We start from the raw sequence: 25,208 nt of genomic DNA on the forward strand, positions 1-25,208 counted from the left end.
GCGTTTTTTTATTCCCTATTTTAAACCTCAAAATATCATAATGCTAAATGTTAAAAAAATAACTATATATTTATAAAAGTAATTTTAAACGATTCGTATGGGAAAATTTGAAGAAAACGCCACAAATAGACTTTTTGAAAAAAATTTAATACCAGAGGAGCAATTCAAAGAAATTACTGTTCACCGAGATTTAAATATATTTTCATTGCATTCAGAATTAAAATTCTCCTTATACTTATCTGTTTTACTATTTACCTCGGGAATTGGTATTTTAATTTATGAAAACATTGATACCAGTGGCCATATCGCAATTCTCTCCTTATTATTGATAGTAACAGCAATTTGTTTTTATTTCAGTTTTAAAAACACGATAGGATTTAAAAAACAAGAAACTAATTTTGAAAATCCACTATTTGACTACTTAATTCTTACTGCTGTACTATTGAGTTGTATTTTCATAGGATATCTACAATTTCAGTACACTGCTTTTGGTACTCATTATGGATTAGCAACATTAATTCCCACAGCAATCGGACTCTTTTGCGCTTATTATTTTGATAATAAAAGCATCTTATCTATTGCTATTACAGGATTAGCTGCATATATCGGTTTATCTGTAAGTCCACAATCATTACTAAACAATAGTTTTTACGAAACAACTACATTAAGTTATTCGGCAATAGGTTTAGGAGTTATATTAGTTCTATGGTCCATTTACAGTAATAAGATTGCATTAAAAACCCATTTTACTTTAATCTATTTAACATTTGCCTTACACCTAATCAGTATTTCTTGCATCAATAATTTATTCAATCCGTATTGGGGAATATTTGGATTTCTATTACTAGCCTCATCTTATTATTTTTATAAATCAAGCTATGAAGTTAAATCTGTTTCTTTATTCGTCTTCACCATTATATATGCTTACGTAGGTATCAATATTTTTATTTTTAAACTTATTGATATAGCAAATATCTCTGATTTTCTAATTCCACTATTATATCTAGCTCCCTTTTATTTCATTGGTTCTATAATTTTATTTATCCGACTTATTAAAAAATTCAATAAAAACAGCAATGATGATACAATACGATAAAACCGAATTAGAGAATGTATCTTTAGTTGAAGAAGCACATTCTTTGAAAAATGCTGGCTTTATAAGCAAAGAACAATACAACTTGATAGTAAAAGAATTAATTATATTAAAAAGTAATACTAACATCCTTGTACGCATTGGTTTTTTTATACTTGGCAGTTTTTTATATTCTTCTATTTGTGGATTTATTTCTTTAATTCTCCTTCAAGCACTTACTGAAAATTATAAAGTTCTTCTTTTTATCTATACTATTATAGGTTTTGTAGGAACGGAAATTTTAACCAAGCAAAAATATTATGGACATGGTCTTGACGATGCCTTTTTGATTGGCTCCCAATTAACTTTGGCAATAGCCATAGGAATTTCAACAAATGGAAACGGATTAGTAATTGCCTCGATTCTTACTATTACTTCATTATTGAGTTACCTTCGTTATCTTCATTTATCAATGGTATTTCTGTTTTGTATAGCGGGAACTTCGACATTGGTTTATACCCTATTTGAGTTTGGCGTCATGGGTAAAACGATTTTACCATTTGTAATGATGCTTTTTTCTGCAGGCATTTATCTTTATAGCAAAAAGGTTTTGGAAAATTTAAAAACCTTTTACTACTACAAAGGAATTCAATTAGCCTATAGCTTTAGTCTTATTTTATTTTACCTATCGGGAAATTATCTAGTAGTTAGGGAACTTTCAGTAGCATTACTTGGTGTGGGTATTGCTCCAAATAGTGATATTCCTTTTGCTGTTTTGTTTTATGCGTTTACGTTTATTGTTCCTATTGGCTATGTGGTGTACTCTTTTTTAATAAAGGACCAAATCATGCTTTGGATTGGATTACTAGCACTATGCTTTTCTTTTTACACTATACGCTTCTATTACGCTATTTTGCCTATTGAAACAGTCTTAACCATTGGCGGATTAGTATTGTTTGCCTTTACTTATTTTTCGATAAAAAAATTAAAAAATAATACTACAGGAATCACATTCCAACCAGATCGTTTTAGTACAAAAAATGCATTTATGAATGCTGAAGCTTTAATTACTTCTCAACTGGGATTAAAACCCGAAATTAATCAAGAATCCAATATAGAATTTGGTGGTGGTGGTTTTAGTGGTGGCGGATCGTCAGGCAACTTTTAAAAACAAAAAATAAAGCCACGAATTCACGAATTATAAAGATTTTAATTCGTGAATTCGTGGCCTTATTTTAAACTTTCAGGATTATACTTTAGTCTTCAAAACTGTAGCGTCAATATCACTGTGAGAAGCATTATAAATCGCTTTTCCATCTTTTATAAGTAGCAACTGAGGAGATTGATGTTGTACTCCAAAACGATTCGCAATTTCATTAGAAACTTCACGATACGCTATTAAATCTAAAAAATATGGCGTAACTTTATCTGAGCTATCAAACTCATTTTCAAACTGTTTCAATGCCATTCTGCTTACACTACAACGTGTACTGTGTTTAAAAATAGCCACTGGCTTTTCATTTGAAAGTGTCATTATTTCGTTCAACTGCCCCAAATCAGTTAAGTTATTCCAGTCCATTTTGCTACTAGAATCATTTTGGTTCTCTGAACCACTAAAAATATTTTTAAAAAAACTCATAATTTGTCGTTAATGCAGTCATTTTGACTGGTTTTTATGATAAAAATCATATTTTATACGCCATTTTGTCTATAATATTGTAATGGAATATAAATTGAAGATCTGTCTGCAAAGTTATCAATTAACTATAATTATATAACTACAAAAACAATAAAATCATGAACATAAATAAATTTACCATAAAATCGCAAGAAGCCATACAGCAATCGCAACAATTGGCTCAAAGCTTTGGACAGCAACAAATAGAGAACGAACACATTTTCAAAGCCATCTTTGAAGTCGATGAAAATGTAGCACCTTTTATTTTGAAAAAACTAAATGTAAATGTTCCATTATTCATACAAATATTAGATAGTACAATCCAGAGCTTCCCTAAAGTTTCGGGCGGTGAAGTGATGCTTTCGAGAGATGCAAATACGGCACTAAATGAAGCGGAGATTATTGCTAAGAAAATGAACGATGAATTCGTTTCTATTGAGCATTTAATTTTGGCTATTTTTGGTTCTAGAAGCAAAGTTTCCCAAATCTTAAAAGATCAAGGTGTAACCGAAAAAGGATTGAAAGCAGCCATTGACGAACTACGTAAAGGAGAAAGAGTTACTTCAGCATCAGCGGAAGAAACGTATAACTCATTGAATAAATACGCTAAAAACCTAAATGAATTAGCCAAAGCAGGTAAACTAGATCCAGTTATTGGTCGGGACGAAGAAATTAGACGTGTATTACAAATTCTTACGCGTCGAACTAAAAATAACCCCATGTTGGTTGGTGAACCTGGAGTTGGTAAAACTGCAATTGCCGAAGGTTTAGCGCACCGTATTGTGGATGGCGATGTTCCTGATAATCTGAAAGACAAGATAGTTTTCTCACTAGATATGGGAGCGCTGATAGCGGGAGCCAAATTCAAAGGAGAATTTGAGGAACGCCTTAAAGCGGTTGTGAAAGAAGTCACTGCTGCCGAAGGTGACATTGTGCTTTTTATTGATGAGATACATACCCTTGTAGGTGCAGGTGGTGGCGAAGGTGCTATGGATGCTGCTAATATTTTGAAACCAGCTTTGGCTCGTGGAGAATTAAGAGCCATTGGTGCAACGACATTAGACGAATACCAAAAATATTTTGAAAAAGACAAAGCCTTAGAACGTCGTTTCCAGAAAATTATCATCGAAGAACCCGATACCGAAAGTGCTATTTCTATCCTTCGTGGTATCAAGGAAAAATACGAAACACATCATAAAGTACAGATAAAAGACGAGGCTATTATTGCTGCGGTCGAATTATCACAACGTTATATTACCAATCGTTTTCTTCCAGACAAAGCGATTGATTTAATGGATGAGGCCGCTTCTAAAATCCGAATGGAAATCAATTCAAAACCAGAAGAACTGGATGTTTTAGATCGAAAAGTGATGCAACTTGAAATCGAAATCGAAGCCATCAAAAGAGAAAAAGACGAGACCAAGCTCAAAACCTTAGGAATGGATTTAGCCAACCTAAAAGAAGAGCGCAATAAAATCTATGCCAAATGGAAATCAGAGAAAGATGTAGTTGATAATGTGCAGGCAATCAAAACGGAAATTGAAGATTACAAATATGAAGCAGAACGTGCTGAGCGTGATGGTGATTACGGTAAAGTAGCCGAAATTCGTTACGGAAAAATCAAAGAAGCCCAAGAGCGTCTCGATGTCTTACATAAAGAATTAGTCGAAAACCAAGCTGGTGGAAGTTCTCTAATCAAAGAAGAAGTAACTCGCGAAGATATTGCCGAAGTAGTGGCTAAATGGACTGGAATTCCAGTGATGAAAATGCTACAAGGAGAACGCGAAAAACTATTGCATCTAGAAGAAGAGCTACACCGTCGTGTGGTAGGACAAGAAGAAGCGATTGAAGCCGTGAGTGATGCCGTACGTCGTTCTCGTGCCGGATTGCAAGACATGAAAAAACCAGTAGGAACTTTTCTATTCTTGGGAACAACAGGTGTAGGAAAAACCGAATTGGCGAAAGCCTTAGCTGAATACTTGTTTGATGATGAAAACGCCATGACGCGCATTGATATGAGTGAATACCAAGAACGCCACAGTGTGAGCCGTTTAGTAGGTGCGCCTCCAGGATATGTAGGTTATGATGAAGGCGGTCAATTGACCGAAGCCGTGCGTAGAAAACCGTATTCTGTGATTCTATTGGATGAGATTGAAAAAGCACATCCTGACACGTTCAACATCTTGCTACAAGTATTAGATGAAGGACGTTTAACAGATAACAAAGGACGTTTGGCCGATTTCAAAAACACCATTATTATCATGACTTCTAATATGGGTAGTCAGATCATACAAGAAAAATTCGAAAATCTAAAAGGAAGTATGGAAGCCGCTACTGAGGCTGCCAAAGTAGAAGTTTTAGGTTTATTGAAACAAACCGTACGCCCAGAATTCATCAACCGTATCGATGAAATCGTAATGTTTACCCCTTTAACAAGTGCCAATATCACTAAAATTGTGAGTTTACAACTGAAATCAGTGACCAAAATGTTGGCCCTACAAGGCATCACTATGGACGCCACACCCGAAGCTATTGCTTATTTAGCTGAGAAAGGTTTCGATCCCCAATTTGGAGCCCGCCCAGTAAAACGTGTGATTCAACGAGATGTGTTGAACACCCTGTCCAAAGAAATTTTGGCTGGTAAAATAGCTACTGATAGTATCATACTATTGGATGCTTTTGATGGTCAATTGGTTTTTAGAAATCAATCCGAATTAGTAGAATAATTATTTATAGTTTTTTTGTAGTAAGAAAACACCAGTCACAAGGCTGGTGTTTTTTTATTCATTATTTTTATAGGAGCAGAACTAGTGTTTTCCATAAAAACCCTCCCTCCTGCTGTCGGCTGTATCTCTCCGTTGCACTTCGAGGATGCTGCCTCCATCAGGGCTAGAAAGAACGAGCTATTTTCATAATTTGAAGTAAATTATATATATTAATGTGCTTACCGGAGCGTTCCGCCCGTGACCACAAAAAAAATAACCCCACTGGTTCACGTTTGTCTCAATTATCTGGAACTTGTTTCCTACGAGTACTTGCCTAAATTAGAAAATGAGTAGTAGCATTTTGAACGTGGCTAACTAAAGTGATAAATATAAAAGCAACCTCATTTTGTTAATTTAAATTATAGTTTCACTTATATTGTAAATAATTATTTGCTAAATTTGAAAAAGTACCATTTGCTTAATAAAAACAATTCATTTAATAATTATTGGCCTAAAATCCCAATTAGTCTAATTTTCAAACGCAATGAAAATAAATAAAAATCCTACTTCAGATACGGAATATCATTTTGATAATTTTTTTAATATTTCAGCTGATCTAATTTGTATTGCCGGATTTGATGGTTATTTTAAAAGAATAAATCCCGCTGTCTCAGAATTATTAGGGTACACCGATGAGGAATTGTATGCTAGACCCATACATACATTTGTTTATGCACCAGATCTTAAAATGACAATCGAAACGAGAGAACAAGTGTATAAAAATAAAGCGCTGTTAAATTTCGAAAATAGATACTTAACCAAAACTGGGGAGCTGGTATGGTTATCTTGGACTTCGATGCCAGTTGAAGATGAAAAATTAGTATATGCCATTGCCAAAAACATTACTCATAAAAAAAGAATTGAAGAAGAGCGAAATATACTCCTTGCAAATTTGACAAAAATTAATAAAGACCTCAAACATTTATCCTATACTACCTCGCATGACTTAAAATCTCCCGTAAATAATTTACTATCGGTATTTGATCTTATTGATATTTCTAAAATTAATGATGAAGAGACCCTTGAATTTATAACGATCCTAAAAACAACAACAGAACGTTTAAGCCAAACTTTAAAAAAATCCGTAGATGAATTAATTCAAAAAGATGAGTTAAATGCTTCAATTGAAGAATTAAGTTTAAAAGAAAATTTAAAGCAAGTATTACTTTCTATAGACTCTTTAATAAAAGAGTCTAAAATTAAAATAGCTATTGATTTTGAAGCAGTTCCTACTATTAATTTCAATAAAGAATACCTCAAAAGCATATTCTTAAACTTAATCACAAATTCAATAAAATATTCAAAACCAGATACTTTCCCTTCTATTTCTATTACTTCTACAAAAGAAAATGGAAAAAGTCAGTTAATTTATTCCGATAATGGATTGGGTTTTGACATGGATATAGTCCGTGATAAAATATTTGGATTGCATCAAAAATTCCACAATCATATTGATAGTAATGGTATCGGCTTATATTTGATTTATAATCACATCACTAATCTAGGTGGTCGGATTGAAGTAGAAAGTAAAATAAACGAAGGCGCAAAATTCACAATAACATTTAAAGACTAAAAAACAATTAAACTCTTTTCCTAATTTAGAGATAAAACCAAAACCTCATATATGAATTCAAAGCTTACTCAATGATTTACAAATTCTGTAAGATTAAGTTTGTATTCTCGTTTAATCTAAAAAATATTTGTTTTTAAAACTTATATAACAACTAAAGTTACGAAAGCTTTCGAAAAACAAATTTATCTGAAAATCTATAATTATGACTATTAAAAGAAGAGATTTCATCAACCTTTCAGGTATAGCTTTAACAGCTGGAATTATAACTGGCTTTAATTCCTTAGATGAAAATCAAAAAAAAGAGACTGTTACATCAGACACTATCTTAAAACCAATGACTGACGATGTAGTTCCTATTACTGTTGCAGAAAGAGAAGAAAGGATAAAAAAAGCACAACGCCTACTTACCGAAAACAACATGCAAGCATTGGTACTTGATGCGGGCACTGGACTAAAATACTTTACTGGTATCAACTGGTGGCCTAGTGAAAGAACAATGCTGGCAATTATTCCTGCAAAAGGAGACATTAAATATATTTGTCCTGCTTTTGAAGAAGATCGCTTACGAGAACAGATAATTATTGGAAAAAAAGTATATGCTTGGCAAGAAGACGAAAGTCCTTACCAACTTATTGTTTCCGCATTTAAGGATTCAGGCATCACGACCGGAAATATTGCTATTGAAGAGCAAACCCGTTTCTTCATTGCTGATGGCATACGAAAAGAGGCTTCTCACCTCAATTATGTAAGTGGTGACCCAGTTACTGTAGCTTGCCGCAAAATAAAATCTCCAGCTGAAATAAAGCTGATGCAAAAGGCAAATGATATTACCCTTGCAGCAATAAAGCACAGTGTAAGCCTTTTAAAAGAAGGAATGACGCAAAATGACCTTTCGGCCATGATTATGTCTGCGCAAAAACAATTGGGTGGCAATCCAGAATTTGCTTTATGCTTATTTGGGAAGTCTTCTGCTTTTCCGCATGGATCCAAGCATCCAGAAGTTTTAAAAAAAGGAGATATTGTATTAATGGATTGTGGCTGTCTGGTAGAAGGATATAATTCAGATATTACCCGTACTATTGTTTTTGGAGCTGAACCAAGCAAACGCCAGCAAGAAATATGGTCTCTTGAAAAGCAAGCTCTAATTGCAGGATTTGCTGCCGCAAAAATTGGAGAGCCTTGCGGTGCTGTTGATGCAGCTGCTCGTAAAGTACTCACTGATGCAGGTTTGGGTCCTGAGTATAAATTACCGGGATTACCGCATCGTACAGGTCATGGTATAGGTCTAGATGGTCATGAATGGGGGAATATGCTAAAAGGCAATAAAGAACTATTGGAACCTGGAATGTGTTTCAGTATAGAACCTACAATTTCTATTGTAGGTGAATTTGGTGTAAGACTTGAAGATTGTGTTTATATGACCGAAGACGGCCCAAAATGGTTTTCTCAACCGAGTAAATCTATTAATGAACCATTTGGATAATAACGCCCTAAATAGCAAAGACCATATCAAATAAAAAAGTAAAGAAAACTACTTTAATTAAAAAGATAAATAGTAGGACACAGCCCGTAAAAAATATTATAAATGAATCATGCTACAATTTAACAAAAACTACTTTGGAGTTACTATTCTACTTTTTGTAATTGAAGTTATAATTGCTGTTTTTGTACATGACAATTTTGTAAGACCTTATCTTGGGGATGTTTTGGTAGTAATTTTAATCTATTGTTTTATTAAATCATTTTTAAAATTAGGCGTTTTACCAGCCGTGCTATTTGTATTGATTTTCTCTTTTTCAATAGAGTTTCTTCAATATCTAAATATTGTCAAGACCTTACATTTAGAAAATTCTAAAATAGCACGAACAGTAATAGGAACTTCCTTCTCTTGGATTGATTTATTAACCTATTTGATAGGTTTAATTATCGTTATTGTGGTAGAGAAATATGTACTAAAAAAGGATATCGAAACAATTAGATAATAGTCCTCAGGCAAACCAAAAATGCGATTCCACAGTTAAGATTAATCAAAGTGTTGATTCATAATAATCGCACTTTATTTTATCTATGATTATAATATCCTAAAAATTCTATTAATGGGAATTTCAACACCTTGCTTTAAAACGACACTTTCATCAGTTAGTGCCCAAACTGTTGTTTCTACCATTTTTTTAGAGTTGCTGTCTTCGAAGTAAATTTGGATTTTTGAATGTTCTAAATTCCCTAAAGAAAGCGCACGTTCCAAATCATTTTTTCTTTGCTTGATTGCAACATCGTCTTCTAATACTTCAATATGAGGGAATTTTAAAGAATGGATGCTTTCTTTTTCGATGGTTTCAAAATCACTAGTCATAATTATTGGGGTTTTTATTAATCAGTAGTTTTAATTTATTGGCAATGCTATTTTAATAGGGTTTTAATTAGTAATACAAATATAAAATACATTTCCTTTCTCCATACATTGTTATTACTATTTTAACAAACGTCTTTTTAATAGTCACATAAATTCCTATTTTTGTACTCTAAAATTTATCTGATGCCAAATAAAAAATACAAAATAGCCGTAATTCAATTAAACCTTAACGATGTTGCCGAAAACAACTTGAAAAAATGTTTAAGCTGGGTTCGTGATGCAGCCAATCAAGGTGCGGAAGTAATTTCGTTACCAGAATTATACAGCAGTCATTATTTCTGTCAAAGTGAAGATGTTGATAATTTTGCTTTAGCAGAACCATTGTATAGTACTTCATTTATTGCTTTTAGTGCTTTGGCAAAAGAGTTAGGTGTTGTAATCATTGTTCCTTTCTTCGAAAAAAGAATGGCTGGCATATACCACAATAGCGCTTACATCATTGACACAGACGGATCAGAAGCAGGATTGTATCGCAAAATGCATATTCCAGATGATCCTCATTTTTATGAAAAATTCTACTTTACGCCAGGTGATTTAGGTTTCAAAACAATTCCGACTAAAAAAGGAAAAATTGGAACACTAATTTGTTGGGATCAATGGTATCCAGAAGCCGCTCGTTTAACGGCGCTTCAAGGTGCTGAGGTTTTATTTTATCCTACCGCTATTGGATGGCATCCAGCCGAAAAAGACGAATATGGTGTCAACCAACACGGTGCTTGGATGAGCGTGATGAAAGGACATGCTGTTGCAAATGGCGTTTATGTAGCTGCTGCAAATAGAATCGGACTAGAACAATACTTGCCAGATACGGCAGGAATTCAATTTTGGGGATCTTCATTTATTGCCGGACCACAAGGAGAAATTTTGGCGCAAGCCTCACACGACAAAGAAGAAATCTTAATTGCCGATGTTGATCTTGACTTACAAGAAAATGTACGTCAGAACTGGCCATTTTTTAGAGACAGACGCATTGACGCTTTTGGAGATATTACTAAAAGAGCAATCGACTAAATATGAGTACTACAAATAACAGACGTTTTCCTGCAGAATGGGAAAATCAACAAGGCATATTACTTTGTTTTCCACATAACGGAAGAGATTGGCCAGGAAAATATGAAGCCGTTCAATGGGCTTTTGTTGAATTCATTAAAAAAGTGGCTACTTATGAAACGGTTTTCTTAGTAGTCATAGATGAAAAGCTAAAAGACAAAGTGACCGAAATGCTAGAAATGGCAAGAGTAGACTTAAATAATATCTCTTTCATTATCCAAAAAACAAATAGAAGTTGGATGCGTGACTCTGGTCCTATAGTTGTTAAAAACGGAGATAAAAGAGAAGCATTGAATTTCAATTTTAACGGTTGGGCAAAATATAAAAATTTTCAATTAGACAAACACGTTCCTGAAAGGGTTGCTAATTTTCTAGATATGCCACTTACGCAAGTGATGTACAAAGGAAGGCCTGTAATAGTTGAAGGAGGTGCAATTGATAGTAATGGAAAAGGGACTTTATTAACTTCAGAAGAATGCTTGATGCATCCTGACATTCAAGTTCGTAACCCTGGTTTTACTAAAGTCGATTACGAAGCTGTTTTCAAGGAATACTTAGGCATTACCAATGTGATTTGGTTAGGGAATGGTATTGAAGGAGATGATACCCACGGGCATATCGATGATTTGTGCCGTTTTATCAACGAAGATACTATTGTAACTATTGTAGAAACAGACCCTGAGGATCCTAATTATGAGCCGTTGCAAGACAATTTGAAACGTTTACAAAATGCCAAACTAGAAAACGGTAAATCACCTGTTATTGTTGCTTTACCAATGCCTAAACGTATTGATTTTGAAGATTTAAGATTGCCTGCGAGTTACGCTAATTTCTTAATTTTAAACAAATGTGTTTTGGTTCCTACATTTAACGATGTTAACGATCGCAAAGCATTGAATATTTTAGCTGAATGTTTCCCGGATAGAGAAATTATTGGGATTAGTGCTATAGACTTTATATGGGGTTTTGGAACATTGCATTGCTTAAGTCAGCAAATTCCAGCTTAAAATAGCATCTGATTATTCTTCTAATAAAAAACACCAGCAAATTTGCTGGTGTTTTTGTATGCTATACATTGTAAGCTATTATTTATCCTTTGTAAAAGGGATTTTTTGAGTTTCACTGATAATCATATCAAATCCTGTTTTATCTTCATTAAACTGGAATTTAAGACCTGCTCTTTTAGATTCAAATAAATCTTTTCCAATAGGCTCTACAGAGAACTGAGGATAATTAGTAATTAACGCACTAAGAACCGAATTCTTTTCTGTAAAAGTAATTTTAATTGGTGCTTTTGTATTAGAATATGTTCCTAAATAACCATCTAAAATAACATCTTTTTCAACAACTCCTGAACCTGATTTCCACACATTATTTCCTTCATTATTATCAGGAAAAACATGATCTGGATCTAAAGTAATGCTTTCGATTTCTTCAGTCGAATTATGTTTAAATGACCAAGTGGTATTTTTCTGCCAAACTTCTACAGGCAATTTTACTCTATCCACTTTACCACTTTTAGTTTTTATATCCAAAACGATTGGCATTGGCATTTTTTCAAAATTCTCCACTGTAATAACAACCCCTTGTTTTGGGTCATTTTTTACATATTTAATAGAATTAATTCCTTGATCAAATTTCCAGTTATTCACAAACCAACCTCTCCAAAACCAACTTAAATCCTCACCAGCAACATTCTCCATTGTTCTAAAGAAATCATCTGGAGTAGGGTGTTTAAAAGCCCAACGTTCTACATAAGTACGGAAAGCCAAATCAAAACGTTCCTGCCCTAAAACTTGCTCTCTTAAAATAACTAAACCAGAGCTCGGCTTTGAATAACACAAAAGACCAATATTAGCTTCTTTCATATTATCAGGTGAACTCATAATTACTTCTAAATTAGAATCCGTATATCTATTGGCTAATTTATGCATATCAGAATCTTCCGTTTTATACTCTCCATTATTGAAATCAACAGAGCTCAATGAATTGATAAAAGTGTTAAACCCTTCATCCATCCATCCAAATAAACGTTCGTTTGAACCTACAATCATAGGAAACCAGTTGTGACCAAATTCATGATCAGTAACGCCCCATAAATCTTCTCCTTTAGATTCCCATCCACAAAAAACAATTCCTGGATATTCCATTCCTCCTTCATTTCCAGCAACGTTAGTTGCTACAGGATATGAATACTCGAACCATCTTTTAGAATAGTTTTCTATAGATCCTTTTACAAATTCTGTCGAACGACCATAAGCATCATTTCCTGCACTTTCAACTGGATAAGCAGATAATGCTAAAGATTTTTTACCGCTTGGTAAATTAATTTTGGCTCCATCTAAAATAAATGCTGCCGATGATGCCCAAGACATATCTCTAGCATTTTTTAATTTATAATGCCATGTTTTCGTTGCAGTCGCGGGAGCACTTGATGTTGTAGCAACTTCATCAGCAGTACGAATAAAAACCGTTTTATCGCTTTGTTTTGCTTGTGCTAATCTTGATTGCTCTGTCGCTGAATAAACTGCCGTTGGATTTACTAATTCCCCAGAACATACCACAATATGATTTGCTGGAGCTGTAATATTTACATCAAAATCTCCATATTCCAAGTAAAACTCAGATGCCCCTAAATATGGATTCGTATTCCATCCTCTTACATCATCATACACGCACATACGCGGATACCATTGTGCAATTGTAAAAATCTTACCATTTTTAGTTTCCAAAACGCCTGTTCTATCCGATCCTTCTTTAGGAGAGATATAAGAGAAATCTATTTTAATTTTTACTGACCCACCTTTTGCTTTTAATTCCTGCGGAAGAAAAACTTGCATTCTTGTATCTGTAATTAAAAACTTAGCTTCTACTTCTGTAACTTTTCCTTTTACAGTATTTACAATCGTTACCGATTTAATTTTATGACCTCCATCAAAAACCTCACCTTGAGCTCCGTTACGACTTCCAGTAAGTGGTACAACAGAATTACCACGTGAATCAGCTTTAAATAAATTTTGATCCACATTCATCCAAACAAAAGACATTTTGTCTGGACTATTATTCGTATAAGTAATAATATCTGTACCTACAATCTCGTTTTTGTTTTCATTCAATTTAGCAGTCAAAACATAATCTGCTCTGTTTTGCCAATACTCAGCACCAGGTTGACCACTAGCAGAACGGGTCGTTGTTCCATTTTTCGAATAAAAAAATGGTGCAAAAGCATCATGATAATTGTAATTTGAAATTGGAGCAGTTGATGTAGTTGCTGGAACTTGTTGTGCCGATAGGGACGAAATCCCCAATAATAAAGCCAATTGGAAGATGGCCTTGAACCGAATGTTTTTCATGTTTTTGACTATTAGTAAAGCAAATAAATGAAAAAAAAGCTTATCCATGAATTAAATTCAATGGTTTAATCAAAAATTATGAAAATTTTATTAAAATTACAATTAGCTCAAATCCTAGTTTAAAATAAAATTATAAAATATATTTACAGTAATTATTAAATCACGTAAAAAATAAAATTTTGACTGTAACACTTCTTAATTCAAATTTAACTGCTAAAATTAATACTATTGGAGCTGAATTATTTTCACTAGTATCGAATAGGAAAGAATATATCTGGGAAGGAAATCCAGCATTCTGGGGTAAGCACTCCCCTGTTCTATTTCCAATTGTTGGAACATTAAAAAATAATACGTACACTTATAATACTATTTCATACCAACTATCACGTCATGGTTTTGCAAGAGATACTGAATTTAAATTAATAGATAAAAAAGAAAGTAGCGCTATTTTTTCTATACAATCTAATGAAGAAACATTAAAAGTATATCCTTTTGATTTTGAACTTCAAATAATTTATACTTTAGAAGATAATAATTTACATATCCAATACAAAGTAATCAATAAAGGAAATGTACTAATGCCATTTTCAATAGGCGCGCACCCTGCTTTAGCCTTGCCAGGAGCATTTGAAAACTATAGTATGGAATTTGAAATTGAAGAACCATTAGTGTATAACTTATTGGAAAATGATTTGATTTCGAATAATACAAAAACACTTTCGACAATTGAAAATAAAGTGGCATTAAACTATCCACTATTCGAAAATGATGCCTTAATTTTCAAAACTTTAAAATCAAATTATTTGACCATTTTTGAACATCAAAAACCTTTGATACGAATGCACTATGAAGATTTTCCACATTTAGGAATTTGGACAAAAAACAATGCCCCTTTTCTTTGCATTGAGCCTTGGTTTGGATATTCGGATTCTATCGAAAGTACAGGTAATATATTGGAAAAAGAGGGAATCCAAATTCTAGAGCCTAAAGCAATATTTAATTCCCAATTCAGCATCGAAATTCTTTAAATAAATACTATAAACAATATGTTAACTATAAATTTCAATCCATTTCCAAATCTTGAAACAGAACGTTTAATTTTAAGACGAGTAGTAAAAAGTGATGTCAAAGAAATTTTTTACTTACGTTCTGATAAAGAAATAATGAAATACATCCCGAGACCTCTAGCAAAAACAAATGAAGATGCTTTAGAACATATAGCTACTATAGATGCAACCATTGATAAAAATGAAGGAATTAATTGGGCTATTACTTTAAAAAACAGCTCCAAACTTATTGGAATTATTGGTCATTATAGAATCCAACCTCAAAATTATCGAGCTGAAGTGGGTTATATTTTACATCCTGATCATCATGGAAAAGGTTTTATTCCAGAAGCATTAAAAAAAATTTTAGAATATGGTTTTAACGAAATGAAACTACACACTATTGAAGCTGTAATTGATCCAAATAATGCTGCCTCTGAAAAGGTCCTCCTAAAAAGTGGTTTTAAGAAAGAAGCTCATTTTATAGAAAATCAATTTTATGAAGGTCGTTTTTTAGATACTGTCATCTATTCACTTTTAAATAAATCATAAGTAAATCAATTTTTAATTGTAATAAATATAGTAAATTGGTTACAATATTTTATTTTTGTACTTAAACTCAATGCCATTAATTAATAATAACACACAATACATTTCATCTTATGAAAAGAATATTTTTTTTTATAATTCTAATTTTTTCAATTCAATCTCAAAGTCAGACATATATTAAAGCTAATGCTTTTACTACTTTATTAACTGCACCGAACGTAGGTATAGAAACAAGTATTGGAAAAAAAACTACGATTGAAGTAGACGTTTTAGCTTTACCATGGAAATCTATCAATAATATACCGAGGCAATTTTACACATTTACAACTGAATTTAGATATCATTTTAAGGAGCAAAATAATGGTTTTTATATTGGGGCTCATATTGGGGCTAGTAAATATAATTTTCAAAAGTGGAATTATATAAATACCGATAAATACGAAATAGGTAAAGGTTACTTTCTTGGTTCAACAATTGGTTACAAAGCTAAGATAAATGATAAGTTTTACTTAGATTGTTTCCTAGGAGGTGGTTGGCATCAAGGTTTTTATAAAGGATACTTAATTAGTACTGGCGAACGATATGAAACAGCACAACATTATAATAAAAGCGGGGAGTGGCTTCCTTATAGAGGTGGCGTGATGATTTCTTATAAATTAAATTAATTTTTAAATTTAGTTATATTTTTTTACAAATAAATCTTCTACTTGTTTTCGAGCCCAATCAGTTTTTCTTAAAAAAGTAAGACTCGATTTTATACTTGGATTTTCGTTGAAACATTTAATTTTAATTAACTCACCCAAAGTATCAAAACCATAATAATCAACGAGTTTTTCTAAAATAGTTTTTAGGGTGATTCCGTGAAGTGGATCTTTTGATTGTTGCTTTTCCATATTGCAAATTTATGCCAATTTTATAAAAAAAATTGCTGATTCATACATTTGTTGCTACATTTGTCATCCTATGCTAAAAACTATCAACATACTTAATAAAAGAGCTCGATTTGATTACGAAATAATCGAAAAATTTACTGCTGGAATTGTCTTGGCTGGTACTGAAATTAAATCAATACGTCTTGGAAAAGCAAATATTACCGAAAGTTTTTGTGAATTTAGTGGCACAGAGCTTTTTGCAATTAATACTTATATTGAAGAATATACTTTTGGAAACCAATTCAATCATAAAGCGAGAAGTGAACGCAAGCTTTTACTTAATAAGAGAGAGTTGAAAAGTTTGGCTAGATCTGTTCAAGCCAAAGGACTTACGATAGTTCCTTTAAAATTATTTACCAACGAAAAAGGAATAGCCAAACTTGAAATTGGTCTTTGTCGTGGTAAGAAAACATATGACAAAAGGGAATCTTTAAAAGAACAAGATACTAAACGTGATTTAGATCGTATTAAAAAGGCATTCTAAAGATCTTTCTACATTTTAATACAATAAACAAATTTAAAAACTTTTTTTTTACTTTAAAAAAATGACTAAATTTGTCAAGACAATTAAATACATTTTTAGTTTATGAAGACCTTATTAAAAAACGGAAGAGAAAAAAAAGCACTAAAAACAAGAGAATTAGCGCAATTAATGGGTATTGACCAAGCTTTAGTAAGTAAGTTTGAAAGTGGCGTACGCAAACCAACTAAAGAACAAATTATCAAATTGGCTTCTATTCTTGAAATTGATTATGAAACTTTAATGATTGCCTGGTTAAAAGAAAAAATTCTCTATGAAATTGGCGAAGAAACTTTTGCCCTTAAAGCATTAAAAGAAGCCGAAGACGAATTAAAATATATTAGAACAACGGTACCTAATCAAAAAATCTCAAAAACGTTAGAAAAAATTTTAAATGAAATTGATGCTTTAAAAATTAAACTAGATAAATTTCGTCAATTTGATAGTTTTAGAATTGCACAAGCTTTAGAATTGGAATATACTTTTGAAAGTAATCGCATAGAAGGGAATACTCTCACGCTTCGCGAGACTGATTTAGTCATCAACGAAGGATTAACCATTTCTGGAAAAAGTATGCGCGAGCACCTTGAAGCCATTAATCATCAAGAGGCTATTGCTTACATTAAACAGTTAATGGAGAAAAACAACACTCTTAACGAGCGTGAGGTTTTATCAATTCATAATTTGATTCTGAGAGGAATTCAATCCGAAGACGCTGGTCGTTATAGAAAAGTTCAGGTAATGATTAAAGGAAGTAGTTATATGCCTTTCCAACCCGATATGGTAGCCAAAAACATGGAAGATTTCTATATTTGGTATGAGACTCACAAAAACAGCCTACATCCCATCGTCTTAGCTGCCGAAATGCACGAACGCTTAGTTACCATCCATCCTTTTATTGATGGAAATGGCAGAACTTCACGCTTGGTCATGAACTTAATTTTATTGCAACATGGTTATGTTATTGCCAATATTAAAGGAGATTATGAAAACCGTATGCATTATTATCAATCCCTAGAAACGGCACAAACCCAAAACAACAAAGAAGATTTCTTATTGTTTATTGCGCAAATAGAAAAGGAAAGTTTGGAGCGTTATATTGGTATCATAGCGCAATAAACTTTTTTGATAGCAATGCCGATATTTAGTATCGTTTCGCAAAGATTCACAAAGAGAAAACAGAGAACTGTAAAAGAATAAAAAATCTGCTTGCAACCTCGCAGTATAATTTCAAAAAGAAAACGGGAGTGTTTTAATTTTTATCTTCTAATAAAGGAACAAATCGGAACTCTCCCAATTCATGTTTCTCAAACTGAGTTTCATTTTTACGAATAAGCAAAGTCATAATTTGCACATCATCTCCCAAAGGAATAACCAATCTCCCTCCTATTTTTAATTGCGCCATTAATGGTTTTGGAATAAATGGTGCACCAGCTGTAACAATAATACTGTCAAATGGAGCATAACTTGGTAATCCTTTATACCCATCGCCAAAAGAAAGATGCTTGGGACGAATACCTAACTTAGGCAACAAGGTTGATGTTTGCTTAAATAATTCATTTTGGCGCTCTACACTATATACTTTAGCGCCCATCAAATATAAAACAGCAGTTTGATACCCTGAACCAGTACCAATTTCTAAAACTTTATGATCTTTTTGAATTTCTAACAATTGCGATTGAAATGCAACGGTATAAGGTTGCGAAATAGTTTGCCCCGCACCTATAGGAAATGCCTTGTCTTGGTACGCATAATCTTCAAAGCTAGAATTCAAAAAAAGATGTCTCGGGATCTTTTTAATAGCATCCAAAACATTTTTATCTGTTATTCCTTTTTCTTGTAAAACACTTACTAATTGGTTTCGAAGTCCTTGATGTTTACCTGTATCTTTCAAACTTTATTAATTTTATTTTGGTAAAAATAGAAAAGAAATTCTAATTTCAATTGCCAATTTTTAATTTTTAAATAGGCAAATAATTGTGCCTCATCTCTAATGGATTAATCATTTTATTCCTATTTTTGTAGAAATTACAATCATTATGCTGAAAATTGGAGTATTGGGTGCTGGCCATCTAGGAAAAATACATTTGCGATTATTACAACAATCTGAAAAATATGAATTAGTTGGTTTTTATGATCCTAATCAAGAGAATGCTGAGAAAATTTCAAAAGAATTTGGGTACAAACATTTTAGTACAATTGCTACTCTTATTCATGCTGTAGATGTTATCGATATAGTTACGCCAACGCTTTCCCATTACAAATGTGCTAAAGTAGCCATCAAATCTGGTAAACACGTTTTTATAGAAAAACCAATTTCAAACACACTCGAAGAAGCAGAAGAAATCATAGCTCTTGCAAATGAATTCAATGTAAAAGGGCAAGTGGGACACGTAGAGCGTTTTAATCCTGCATTCATTGCTACCAAGAACATGATTGAAAATCCTATGTTTATTGAAACACACCGTTTAGCTGAGTTTAATCCTCGCGGTACAGATGTACCTGTAGTTTTAGATTTAATGATTCATGATATTGATGTGATTTTAAGCGTAGTGAAATCCAAAGTAAAAAACGTGAGTGCCAGTGGAGTTTCTGTAATTAGTGACACGCCTGATATTGCTAATGCCCGAATCGAATTTGAAAATGGTTGCGTAGCTAATTTAACTGCTAGCAGAATTTCAATGAAAAACATGCGTAAAACACGTTTCTTTCAAAAAGACGCTTACATTTCTGTTGACTTTCTAGAGAAAAAATGTGAGGTGGTAAAAATGAAAGATGCGCCAGAAATCCCTGGAGATTTTGACATGATTTTGCAAAATGCCGAAGGCGTTAAAAAACAAATTTATTTCTCTAATCCTGAGGTAGAGCAAAACAATGCTATTCTGGAAGAATTAGAAACTTTTGCCGATGCAATTAATAACAATACTACTCCTATTGTAACTTTAGAACAAGCAACAGAAGCATTAAGAGTCGCTTATCAAATAATTGATTGTTTTAAAAAATAAAACAGACTTTCTGATTTAAAAGTTAAACGAGAAAACTTTAAAATTTAAACAAAAATAAATGAAAATAATAGCAGTAATTGGAGCAGGAACAATGGGTAATGGAATAGCCCACACTTTTGCTCAAAGTGGTTTTACAGTAAAATTAATTGATGTTTCTGAAAAATCATTAGATAAAGGAATGGCAACTATAGCTGGAAATCTGGACAGAATGATTGCAAAAGGAACCATCACTCAAGAAGATAAAGCAAAAACAATCACCAATATTATTACTTATACAGACATTAAAGATGGTGTTGTAGGAGTTGACTTAGTTATTGAAGCTGCTACTGAAAATGTAGCATTGAAATTAGATATTTTCAAGCAATTAAACGAAGCTTGTTCACACAATACTATTTTAGCAACAAATACTTCGTCGATTTCAATAACTCAAATTGGTGCTGTAGTTACGCATCCTGAAAGAGTTATTGGTATGCATTTTATGAATCCAGTGCCTATTATGAAATTGGTTGAAATCATTCGTGGCTATAACACAAGTGATGAGGTGACTAAAATTATTATGGCATTTTCTGAGAAATTAGGAAAAACGCCAGTTGAAGTTAATGATTACCCCGGTTTTGTTGCTAATAGAATTTTGATGCCTATGATTAATGAGGCCATCGAAACTTTATATAATAAAGTAGCGGGTGTTTATGAAATTGACACTGTAATGAAATTAGGTATGGGACACCCAATGGGACCATTACAATTGGCCGATTTTATTGGTCTAGACGTATGTCTTGCCATATTAAATGTGATGTATGACGGTTATAAAAACCCAAAATATGCTCCTTGTCCTTTATTAGTAAACATGGTTCGTGCAGGGAAATTAGGAGTGAAATCTGGAGAAGGTTTTTACGACTATAGTGAAAGTAAAAAAGCAGAAAAAGTTTCTAAACAATTTATATAATATTTTTGTTTTCATTCGCAGGTTTTTCATTGAATTCTGCGAATGAAAACCTATAATCCCACTAAAGCTCTTTATTCAAATTTCCAGAAGCTATTGATTCTAAAAAAGTAAAACATACTTTTATAATGAATTTCATGGTTTAGTATTAAGATACTAAATCAGTAGCACTAAAAATTCGTAATACAGATCAGACACTACAAGGAATGATTTAATTCGCCTTAGAAAAAGTTTGAAAAACAAAAAAATAAAAATGGATATAGCAGCCAATTTACAATCTATACAATCTACTTTACCTCAAAACGTAACTCTTGTTGCTGTTTCAAAAACAAAACCCATTCCAGATTTAATGGAAGCTTATAATGCAGGTCAACGCATTTTTGGCGAAAATAAAATCCAAGAAATGGCTGAAAAATGGGAACAAATGCCCAAAGACATTCAATGGCACATGATTGGTCACGTGCAAACGAATAAAGTCAAATATATGGCATCATTTGTGAGCTTAATTCACGGAGTAGATAGTTTGAAATTATTACAAGAAATAAACAAACAGGCCTTAAAAAACAATCGCGTTATTGATTGCTTATTGCAAATGCATATTGCAGAAGAAGAAACTAAATTTGGCCTAGACGAAGAAGAGTTAGCTACGCTCCTATCCTCAAATGATTTTCTAGAAATGAAAAATATTCGAATAGTTGGATTAATGGGAATGGCTACTTTTACGGATAATCAAAACCAAATTAAAAAAGAATTCATACATTTAAATTCTATTTTCAAGGGATTACAATCTCAAAAAGATACATTACCACACATTTCAATATTATCCATGGGAATGTCGGGAGATTATAAGTTGGCTATTGAATGCGGTAGCACGATGGTTCGTATTGGAAGTAGTATATTTGGAGGTAGATAATAATTACGAACTAGTTCTATTTATTCTAGCTGTTTTTCAATTTTAAACCTCAAACTTTAAACAAATAAATTTGTACGCAATATTAGACATAGAAACTACTGGAGGACAATTCAATGAAGAAGGGATTACAGAAATTGCTATCTACAAATATGATGGTCATGAAATTGTGGATCAATTTATTAGTTTAGTCAATCCTGAAATTCCAATTCAACCCTTTGTTGTGAAATTGACAGGAATTAATAATGCGATGTTGACAGGTGCTCCTAAATTTTTTGAAGTAGCCAAACGTATAATTGAAATGACCAATGACTGTGTTCTTGTAGCACACAATGCTGACTTTGATTATCGTATTTTACGCACTGAATTTCGACGTTTAGGATATGACTTCAATCAACGTACACTTTGCACCGTTGAGTTATCAAAAAAACTACTACCGGAGCAACCTTCACACAGTTTAGGAAAGTTAGTCCGTGCCTTGGGAATTCCAATGGCTGATAGACACCGTGCTAGTGGAGACGCTATGGCAACTGTCAAATTATTCAAAATGCTCTTGGATAAAGACATTGAAAAAGAAATTGTCAGAGATCTAATCAAGACTGAAATCCAAAAAGGGATCGCGCCAAAACTACAAGATATTATAGAAAGTTTACCTTCAAGAGTAGGTACTTACTATATTCATAATGAAGCTGGTAAAATAATTTTTATTGGTAAAAGCAAAAACATTAAAAAAAGGGTCAATCAGCATTTTACGGGAATTACTACTAGTGCAAAAAAAATACAAAAAGAAGTTTTCACGGTAACCTTCGAAGAAACTGGATCAGAATTAATCTCTTTTTTGAAGGAAATCGAAGAAATTAAAATAAACAAACCAGTTTACAATAGAATGGCAAGAAAAAGCAATTTTTCGTGGGCTATCTATTCGGAGAAAGATGCAAATGGATATTTAAATTTAAAACTTCAAAAAGCAGATGGGAGAAAAAAAGAAATCATAGCTTACCCCAATGCGCTTGAAGGAAAAAATGCTTTATATAGAATTTCGACCGAATTCAATTTATGTCAAAAATTTACTGGGTTGCATCAAACTAAAAATCATTGTTTTCAACATACAATTAACGAATGTGATGGCGCTTGTATTGGAAAAATTACACCCTCAGAATACAATCTCCGGGTTCAAGCTTTCATAGACAAAAATGGATTTGAAAACACCAACATGATTATTATTGATAAAGGAAGAAAAATTAGTGAGCGCTCAGCTGTTTTAGTTGAAAATGGCGTTTTAAAAGGCTATGCTTTTTATGACTTAAACTATCAAATTACAAATGTAGAGATCTTAAAAAACATCATTACTCCTATGGAAAGCAATCGAGATACCCGCAATATCATTCAAGGGTATATTCGAAAAAATAAAGGTTTTAAGATTATCAAATTCTAGCAAAAAAACCAAATTTCATTTCCTGTAAATGCGTAAAGTCAAATCTAAATATGATCTTTTTAAACAAAAAACGCATATCATTATTTATGGTACAAGCACAAAAGCAGGGCGTTTATTTGATTTAATGCTGTTAGGACTTATATTATTAAGCGTTCTTTTAGTAATGATGGAAACGGTTGCTGCATTTGATTTGCAATACCATACAGAACTTGTTTTTCTAGAATGGCTAATCACGGTATTTTTCACGATGGAGTATCTTTTGCGCATCTTAACAATAGATAAATCTTGGAAATATATTTTTAGTTTTTATGGCATCATCGATTTGCTCGCTATTTTGCCCATGTATTTATCGATTTTCTTCATTGGGACTAGCATTTTTAGTGTCGTTCGTTCGTTGCGATTACTTCGATTATTCAAAATACTAAATCATCCACAATTTACCAGTCAATCTACACAATTGAGGCAAGCCATCAATGCCAGTCGCGGTAAAATTGTTGTTTTTATTTATTTTGTACTCATAATTACTATCATCATAGGCTCCATTATGTACGTAGTCGAAGGCAAACAAAGTGGTTTTACTAGTATTCCAGCAGGAATTTACTGGACTATTGTAACACTAACTACCGTAGGTTATGGCGACATTTCCCCTGTAACCCCATTAGGACAATTTATTGCCTCCTTTGTAATGATTTTGGGATATGGCATAATAGCAGTACCTACAGGAATTGTTACTGCAGAAATTGCCAAAAATGTCCAAAAACCAGCAGTTAATACCAAAATTCCCTGTAAAACTTGTGATAATAATGATTATCCAGATAAAGCTAATTTTTGTCACCGCTGTGGACAACCACTTTAAATAATAATAATAATAATAATAATAATAATAGGAAGCTTCTTCCAGCTATTCATTGCAACTCCTCCGTTTGCAATTGTATTTCTAAGCCGTAAAAGGAGCTTCAAAAGGCGCTCTTTTACGTCAAGAAATACTAACTTGCAATCGTCCGGGGTTTTCATTTCTATCTGGGCTAAAAATAAATATGAAATACCTACTTACCATCATCGGACCTACGGCTATTGGCAAAACAGCGTTGAGTATTCACCTAGCTAATCATTTTAACTGTGAAATTATTTCCTGTGACAGCCGACAGTTTTTTAAAGAAATGACTATTGGAACTGCTGTTCCGAGCAAAACTGAATTGGCTGCCGCAAAACATCATTTTATTCAAAATAAATCAATATTTGAATCTTATACCGTTGGTGATTTCGAGAAAGAAGCTATTGCTAAAATTGATGAATTATTCTTAACTAATGATTATGTAGTTCTTGTGGGAGGTTCTGGTTTGTATGTCAATGCAGTTCTAAAAGGATTTGATGAATTTCCTGAAATAGATTCCTCCATTCGAGAATCAGTAAATGCAACTTATGAAAAATTAGGGATTGGGTATTTGCAAGAACAACTCCAAAAATTAGATCCTACTTATTTTGAAACCCTAACAACCAAAAATCCACAAACCCTACAAAACCCACAACGCATGATGCGTTTTGTAGAAGTATGTATTGGTTCCGGAAAACCGTATTCTTCTTTTTTAAATCAGAAACAAAATAGTCGCAACTTCAATCCTATTCTTATAGGACTTGAAGCTGATAGAAGTATCATGTACAATCGCATCAATCAACGAGTGGACATCATGATGAAAGAAGGGCTATTAAAAGAAGCTAAAACAGTATATCCTAACAAAGAGCTCAATGCCCTGCAAACTGTAGGATATAGAGAACTATTCAGTTATTTTGACGGGGAGTTTACACTAGAATTTGCCATCGAAGAAATCAAGAAAAACACTAGACGATTCTCTAAACGCCAACTCACTTGGTTTAAAAGAGACGAGAATACAAAATGGTTTAATTACGAAACTCCATACCAAACTATATTTAATTATATAGAATCGAAAATTCATAATTCATAA

At 32.7% G+C, this 25,208-nt stretch carries 24 protein-coding genes; 19 read left to right on the plus strand and 5 right to left on the minus strand.

Features of this window, described 5'->3' with window-relative positions:
* Window positions 1-97 precede the first annotated feature (97 nt).
* Entirely contained in the window at window positions 98-1,096 is a 999-nt protein-coding gene (locus AB3G36_RS12665) for a DUF2157 domain-containing protein (protein ID WP_367753297.1), read from the plus strand.
* Window positions 1,077-2,240, plus strand: a complete 1,164-nt coding sequence (locus tag AB3G36_RS12670) for a hypothetical protein (RefSeq protein ID WP_367753299.1) — start codon at window positions 1,077-1,079, stop codon at window positions 2,238-2,240. Before AB3G36_RS12665 ends, AB3G36_RS12670 begins: the two co-directional genes overlap by 20 nt.
* 81 nt (window positions 2,241-2,321) lie before the next feature.
* Here the strand turns inward: AB3G36_RS12670 and ytxJ are convergent, their stop codons facing one another.
* Window positions 2,322-2,711 carry a bacillithiol system redox-active protein YtxJ gene (gene ytxJ, locus AB3G36_RS12675; protein WP_367753301.1) on the minus strand — a complete coding sequence of 130 codons (390 nt, stop codon included), beginning with the start codon at window positions 2,709-2,711 and terminating at the stop codon, window positions 2,322-2,324.
* 158 nt (window positions 2,712-2,869) lie between these two features.
* Between ytxJ and clpB the strand changes: the two genes are divergently transcribed.
* From clpB to AB3G36_RS12695, 4 genes are all read left to right on the plus strand, one after another.
* Window positions 2,870-5,476: an ATP-dependent chaperone ClpB gene (gene clpB / locus AB3G36_RS12680; protein ID WP_367753303.1), complete on the plus strand. Its 2,607-nt coding sequence runs from the start codon at window positions 2,870-2,872 to the stop codon at window positions 5,474-5,476.
* A gap of 523 nt (window positions 5,477-5,999) precedes the next feature.
* Window positions 6,000-7,088, plus strand: coding sequence for a PAS domain S-box protein (locus AB3G36_RS12685; RefSeq protein ID WP_367753305.1), 1,089 nt, complete (start codon window positions 6,000-6,002; stop codon window positions 7,086-7,088).
* Window positions 7,089-7,290: 202 nt separating this feature from the next.
* Window positions 7,291-8,571: a M24 family metallopeptidase gene (locus AB3G36_RS12690; protein WP_367753307.1), complete on the plus strand. Its 1,281-nt coding sequence runs from the start codon at window positions 7,291-7,293 to the stop codon at window positions 8,569-8,571.
* 109 nt (window positions 8,572-8,680) lie between these two features.
* Complete coding sequence (locus AB3G36_RS12695; RefSeq protein WP_367753309.1) at window positions 8,681-9,070, plus strand: DUF2809 domain-containing protein; 390 nt, start codon at window positions 8,681-8,683, stop codon at window positions 9,068-9,070.
* 89 nt (window positions 9,071-9,159) lie between these two features.
* Here the strand turns inward: AB3G36_RS12695 and AB3G36_RS12700 are convergent, their stop codons facing one another.
* A complete protein-coding gene (locus tag AB3G36_RS12700) occupies window positions 9,160-9,441 on the minus strand; it encodes a hypothetical protein (protein WP_367753311.1) in 282 nt (93 codons plus the stop codon).
* Between the two features lie 183 nt (window positions 9,442-9,624).
* On the opposite strand from AB3G36_RS12700, the gene AB3G36_RS12705 reads away from it, so the two are divergent.
* Window positions 9,625-10,512, plus strand: coding sequence for a carbon-nitrogen hydrolase (locus AB3G36_RS12705; protein ID WP_367753313.1), 888 nt, complete (start codon window positions 9,625-9,627; stop codon window positions 10,510-10,512).
* Between the two features lie 2 nt (window positions 10,513-10,514).
* Window positions 10,515-11,558, plus strand: coding sequence for an agmatine/peptidylarginine deiminase (locus AB3G36_RS12710; RefSeq protein ID WP_367753315.1), 1,044 nt, complete (start codon window positions 10,515-10,517; stop codon window positions 11,556-11,558).
* Window positions 11,559-11,636: 78 nt separating this feature from the next.
* Here AB3G36_RS12710 and AB3G36_RS12715 read toward each other — a convergent pair whose 3' ends face one another.
* Window positions 11,637-13,904: a M1 family metallopeptidase gene (locus AB3G36_RS12715; protein ID WP_367757933.1), complete on the minus strand. Its 2,268-nt coding sequence runs from the start codon at window positions 13,902-13,904 to the stop codon at window positions 11,637-11,639.
* A 179-nt stretch (window positions 13,905-14,083) separates the two neighbouring features.
* Between AB3G36_RS12715 and AB3G36_RS12720 the strand changes: the two genes are divergently transcribed.
* The 3 genes from AB3G36_RS12720 to AB3G36_RS12730 all read left to right on the plus strand — a co-directional run bounded on the left by AB3G36_RS12720 (window position 14,084) and on the right by AB3G36_RS12730 (window position 16,164).
* Window positions 14,084-14,932 carry an aldose 1-epimerase family protein gene (locus AB3G36_RS12720; RefSeq protein ID WP_367753317.1) on the plus strand — a complete coding sequence of 283 codons (849 nt, stop codon included), beginning with the start codon at window positions 14,084-14,086 and terminating at the stop codon, window positions 14,930-14,932.
* A gap of 18 nt (window positions 14,933-14,950) precedes the next feature.
* A complete protein-coding gene (locus tag AB3G36_RS12725; protein WP_367753319.1) occupies window positions 14,951-15,502 on the plus strand; it encodes a GNAT family N-acetyltransferase in 552 nt (183 codons plus the stop codon).
* A gap of 110 nt (window positions 15,503-15,612) precedes the next feature.
* Entirely contained in the window at window positions 15,613-16,164 is a 552-nt protein-coding gene (locus AB3G36_RS12730) for a DUF3575 domain-containing protein (RefSeq protein ID WP_367753321.1), read from the plus strand.
* 9 nt (window positions 16,165-16,173) lie between these two features.
* Here AB3G36_RS12730 and AB3G36_RS12735 read toward each other — a convergent pair whose 3' ends face one another.
* Window positions 16,174-16,392, minus strand: coding sequence for a VF530 family DNA-binding protein (locus AB3G36_RS12735; protein ID WP_367753323.1), 219 nt, complete (start codon window positions 16,390-16,392; stop codon window positions 16,174-16,176).
* Window positions 16,393-16,462: 70 nt separating this feature from the next.
* Here AB3G36_RS12735 and smpB point away from each other — a divergent pair, with 70 nt between their 5' ends.
* Both smpB and AB3G36_RS12745 read left to right on the plus strand, forming a co-directional pair.
* A complete protein-coding gene (gene smpB / locus AB3G36_RS12740; protein WP_367753325.1) occupies window positions 16,463-16,915 on the plus strand; it encodes an SsrA-binding protein SmpB in 453 nt (150 codons plus the stop codon).
* 102 nt (window positions 16,916-17,017) lie between these two features.
* Window positions 17,018-18,070, plus strand: a complete 1,053-nt coding sequence (locus AB3G36_RS12745; RefSeq protein WP_367753327.1) for a Fic family protein — start codon at window positions 17,018-17,020, stop codon at window positions 18,068-18,070.
* A 133-nt stretch (window positions 18,071-18,203) separates the two neighbouring features.
* On the opposite strand, the gene AB3G36_RS12750 is transcribed toward AB3G36_RS12745, so the two are convergent.
* Window positions 18,204-18,845, minus strand: coding sequence for a protein-L-isoaspartate(D-aspartate) O-methyltransferase (locus AB3G36_RS12750; protein WP_367753329.1), 642 nt, complete (start codon window positions 18,843-18,845; stop codon window positions 18,204-18,206).
* Between the two features lie 145 nt (window positions 18,846-18,990).
* On the opposite strand from AB3G36_RS12750, the gene AB3G36_RS12755 reads away from it, so the two are divergent.
* From AB3G36_RS12755 to miaA, 6 genes are all read left to right on the plus strand, one after another.
* The gene (locus tag AB3G36_RS12755; RefSeq protein ID WP_367753331.1) at window positions 18,991-19,956 is read left to right on the plus strand and encodes a Gfo/Idh/MocA family protein; all 966 of its coding nucleotides are present in this window, start codon (window positions 18,991-18,993) and stop codon (window positions 19,954-19,956) included.
* A 58-nt stretch (window positions 19,957-20,014) separates the two neighbouring features.
* Window positions 20,015-20,902 (plus strand): 3-hydroxyacyl-CoA dehydrogenase family protein, encoded by an 888-nt coding sequence (locus AB3G36_RS12760; protein WP_367753333.1) that lies wholly within the window; start codon window positions 20,015-20,017, stop codon window positions 20,900-20,902.
* A 250-nt stretch (window positions 20,903-21,152) separates the two neighbouring features.
* Window positions 21,153-21,812 (plus strand): YggS family pyridoxal phosphate-dependent enzyme, encoded by a 660-nt coding sequence (locus AB3G36_RS12765; RefSeq protein ID WP_367753335.1) that lies wholly within the window; start codon window positions 21,153-21,155, stop codon window positions 21,810-21,812.
* Between the two features lie 70 nt (window positions 21,813-21,882).
* A complete protein-coding gene (locus tag AB3G36_RS12770; RefSeq protein WP_367753337.1) occupies window positions 21,883-23,244 on the plus strand; it encodes an exonuclease domain-containing protein in 1,362 nt (453 codons plus the stop codon).
* 28 nt (window positions 23,245-23,272) lie between these two features.
* A complete protein-coding gene (locus AB3G36_RS12775; RefSeq protein WP_367753339.1) occupies window positions 23,273-24,100 on the plus strand; it encodes an ion transporter in 828 nt (275 codons plus the stop codon).
* A gap of 181 nt (window positions 24,101-24,281) precedes the next feature.
* Entirely contained in the window at window positions 24,282-25,208 is a 927-nt protein-coding gene (gene miaA / locus AB3G36_RS12780; RefSeq protein WP_367753341.1) for a tRNA (adenosine(37)-N6)-dimethylallyltransferase MiaA, read from the plus strand.

This window comes from Flavobacterium sp. WC2430 (genome assembly GCF_040822075.1).
Lineage (GTDB): Bacteria > Bacteroidota > Bacteroidia > Flavobacteriales > Flavobacteriaceae > Flavobacterium.

Bases quoted from the DNA above. Each gene is read 5' to 3' on its own strand.
- AB3G36_RS12735 (WP_367753323.1), bottom strand. From the start codon at position 16,392: ATGGAAAAGCAACAATCAAAAGATCCACTTCACGGAATCACCCTAAAA.
- smpB (WP_367753325.1), top strand. From the start codon at position 16,463: ATGCTAAAAACTATCAACATACTTAATAAAAGAGCTCGATTTGATTAC.
- AB3G36_RS12775 (WP_367753339.1), top strand. From the start codon at position 23,273: ATGCGTAAAGTCAAATCTAAATATGATCTTTTTAAACAAAAAACGCAT.
- AB3G36_RS12730 (WP_367753321.1), top strand. From the start codon at position 15,613: ATGAAAAGAATATTTTTTTTTATAATTCTAATTTTTTCAATTCAATCT.
- AB3G36_RS12670 (WP_367753299.1), top strand. From the start codon at position 1,077: ATGATGATACAATACGATAAAACCGAATTAGAGAATGTATCTTTAGTT.
- AB3G36_RS12760 (WP_367753333.1), top strand. From the start codon at position 20,015: ATGAAAATAATAGCAGTAATTGGAGCAGGAACAATGGGTAATGGAATA.
- AB3G36_RS12765 (WP_367753335.1), top strand. From the start codon at position 21,153: ATGGATATAGCAGCCAATTTACAATCTATACAATCTACTTTACCTCAA.
- AB3G36_RS12745 (WP_367753327.1), top strand. From the start codon at position 17,018: ATGAAGACCTTATTAAAAAACGGAAGAGAAAAAAAAGCACTAAAAACA.
- AB3G36_RS12700 (WP_367753311.1), bottom strand. From the start codon at position 9,441: ATGACTAGTGATTTTGAAACCATCGAAAAAGAAAGCATCCATTCTTTA.
- AB3G36_RS12755 (WP_367753331.1), top strand. From the start codon at position 18,991: ATGCTGAAAATTGGAGTATTGGGTGCTGGCCATCTAGGAAAAATACAT.
- clpB (WP_367753303.1), top strand. From the start codon at position 2,870: ATGAACATAAATAAATTTACCATAAAATCGCAAGAAGCCATACAGCAA.
- AB3G36_RS12705 (WP_367753313.1), top strand. From the start codon at position 9,625: ATGCCAAATAAAAAATACAAAATAGCCGTAATTCAATTAAACCTTAAC.
- AB3G36_RS12715 (WP_367757933.1), bottom strand. From the start codon at position 13,904: ATGAAAAACATTCGGTTCAAGGCCATCTTCCAATTGGCTTTATTATTG.
- AB3G36_RS12690 (WP_367753307.1), top strand. From the start codon at position 7,291: ATGACTATTAAAAGAAGAGATTTCATCAACCTTTCAGGTATAGCTTTA.
- AB3G36_RS12695 (WP_367753309.1), top strand. From the start codon at position 8,681: ATGCTACAATTTAACAAAAACTACTTTGGAGTTACTATTCTACTTTTT.
- AB3G36_RS12685 (WP_367753305.1), top strand. From the start codon at position 6,000: ATGAAAATAAATAAAAATCCTACTTCAGATACGGAATATCATTTTGAT.
- ytxJ (WP_367753301.1), bottom strand. From the start codon at position 2,711: ATGAGTTTTTTTAAAAATATTTTTAGTGGTTCAGAGAACCAAAATGAT.
- miaA (WP_367753341.1), top strand. From the start codon at position 24,282: ATGAAATACCTACTTACCATCATCGGACCTACGGCTATTGGCAAAACA.
- AB3G36_RS12725 (WP_367753319.1), top strand. From the start codon at position 14,951: ATGTTAACTATAAATTTCAATCCATTTCCAAATCTTGAAACAGAACGT.
- AB3G36_RS12665 (WP_367753297.1), top strand. From the start codon at position 98: ATGGGAAAATTTGAAGAAAACGCCACAAATAGACTTTTTGAAAAAAAT.
- AB3G36_RS12710 (WP_367753315.1), top strand. From the start codon at position 10,515: ATGAGTACTACAAATAACAGACGTTTTCCTGCAGAATGGGAAAATCAA.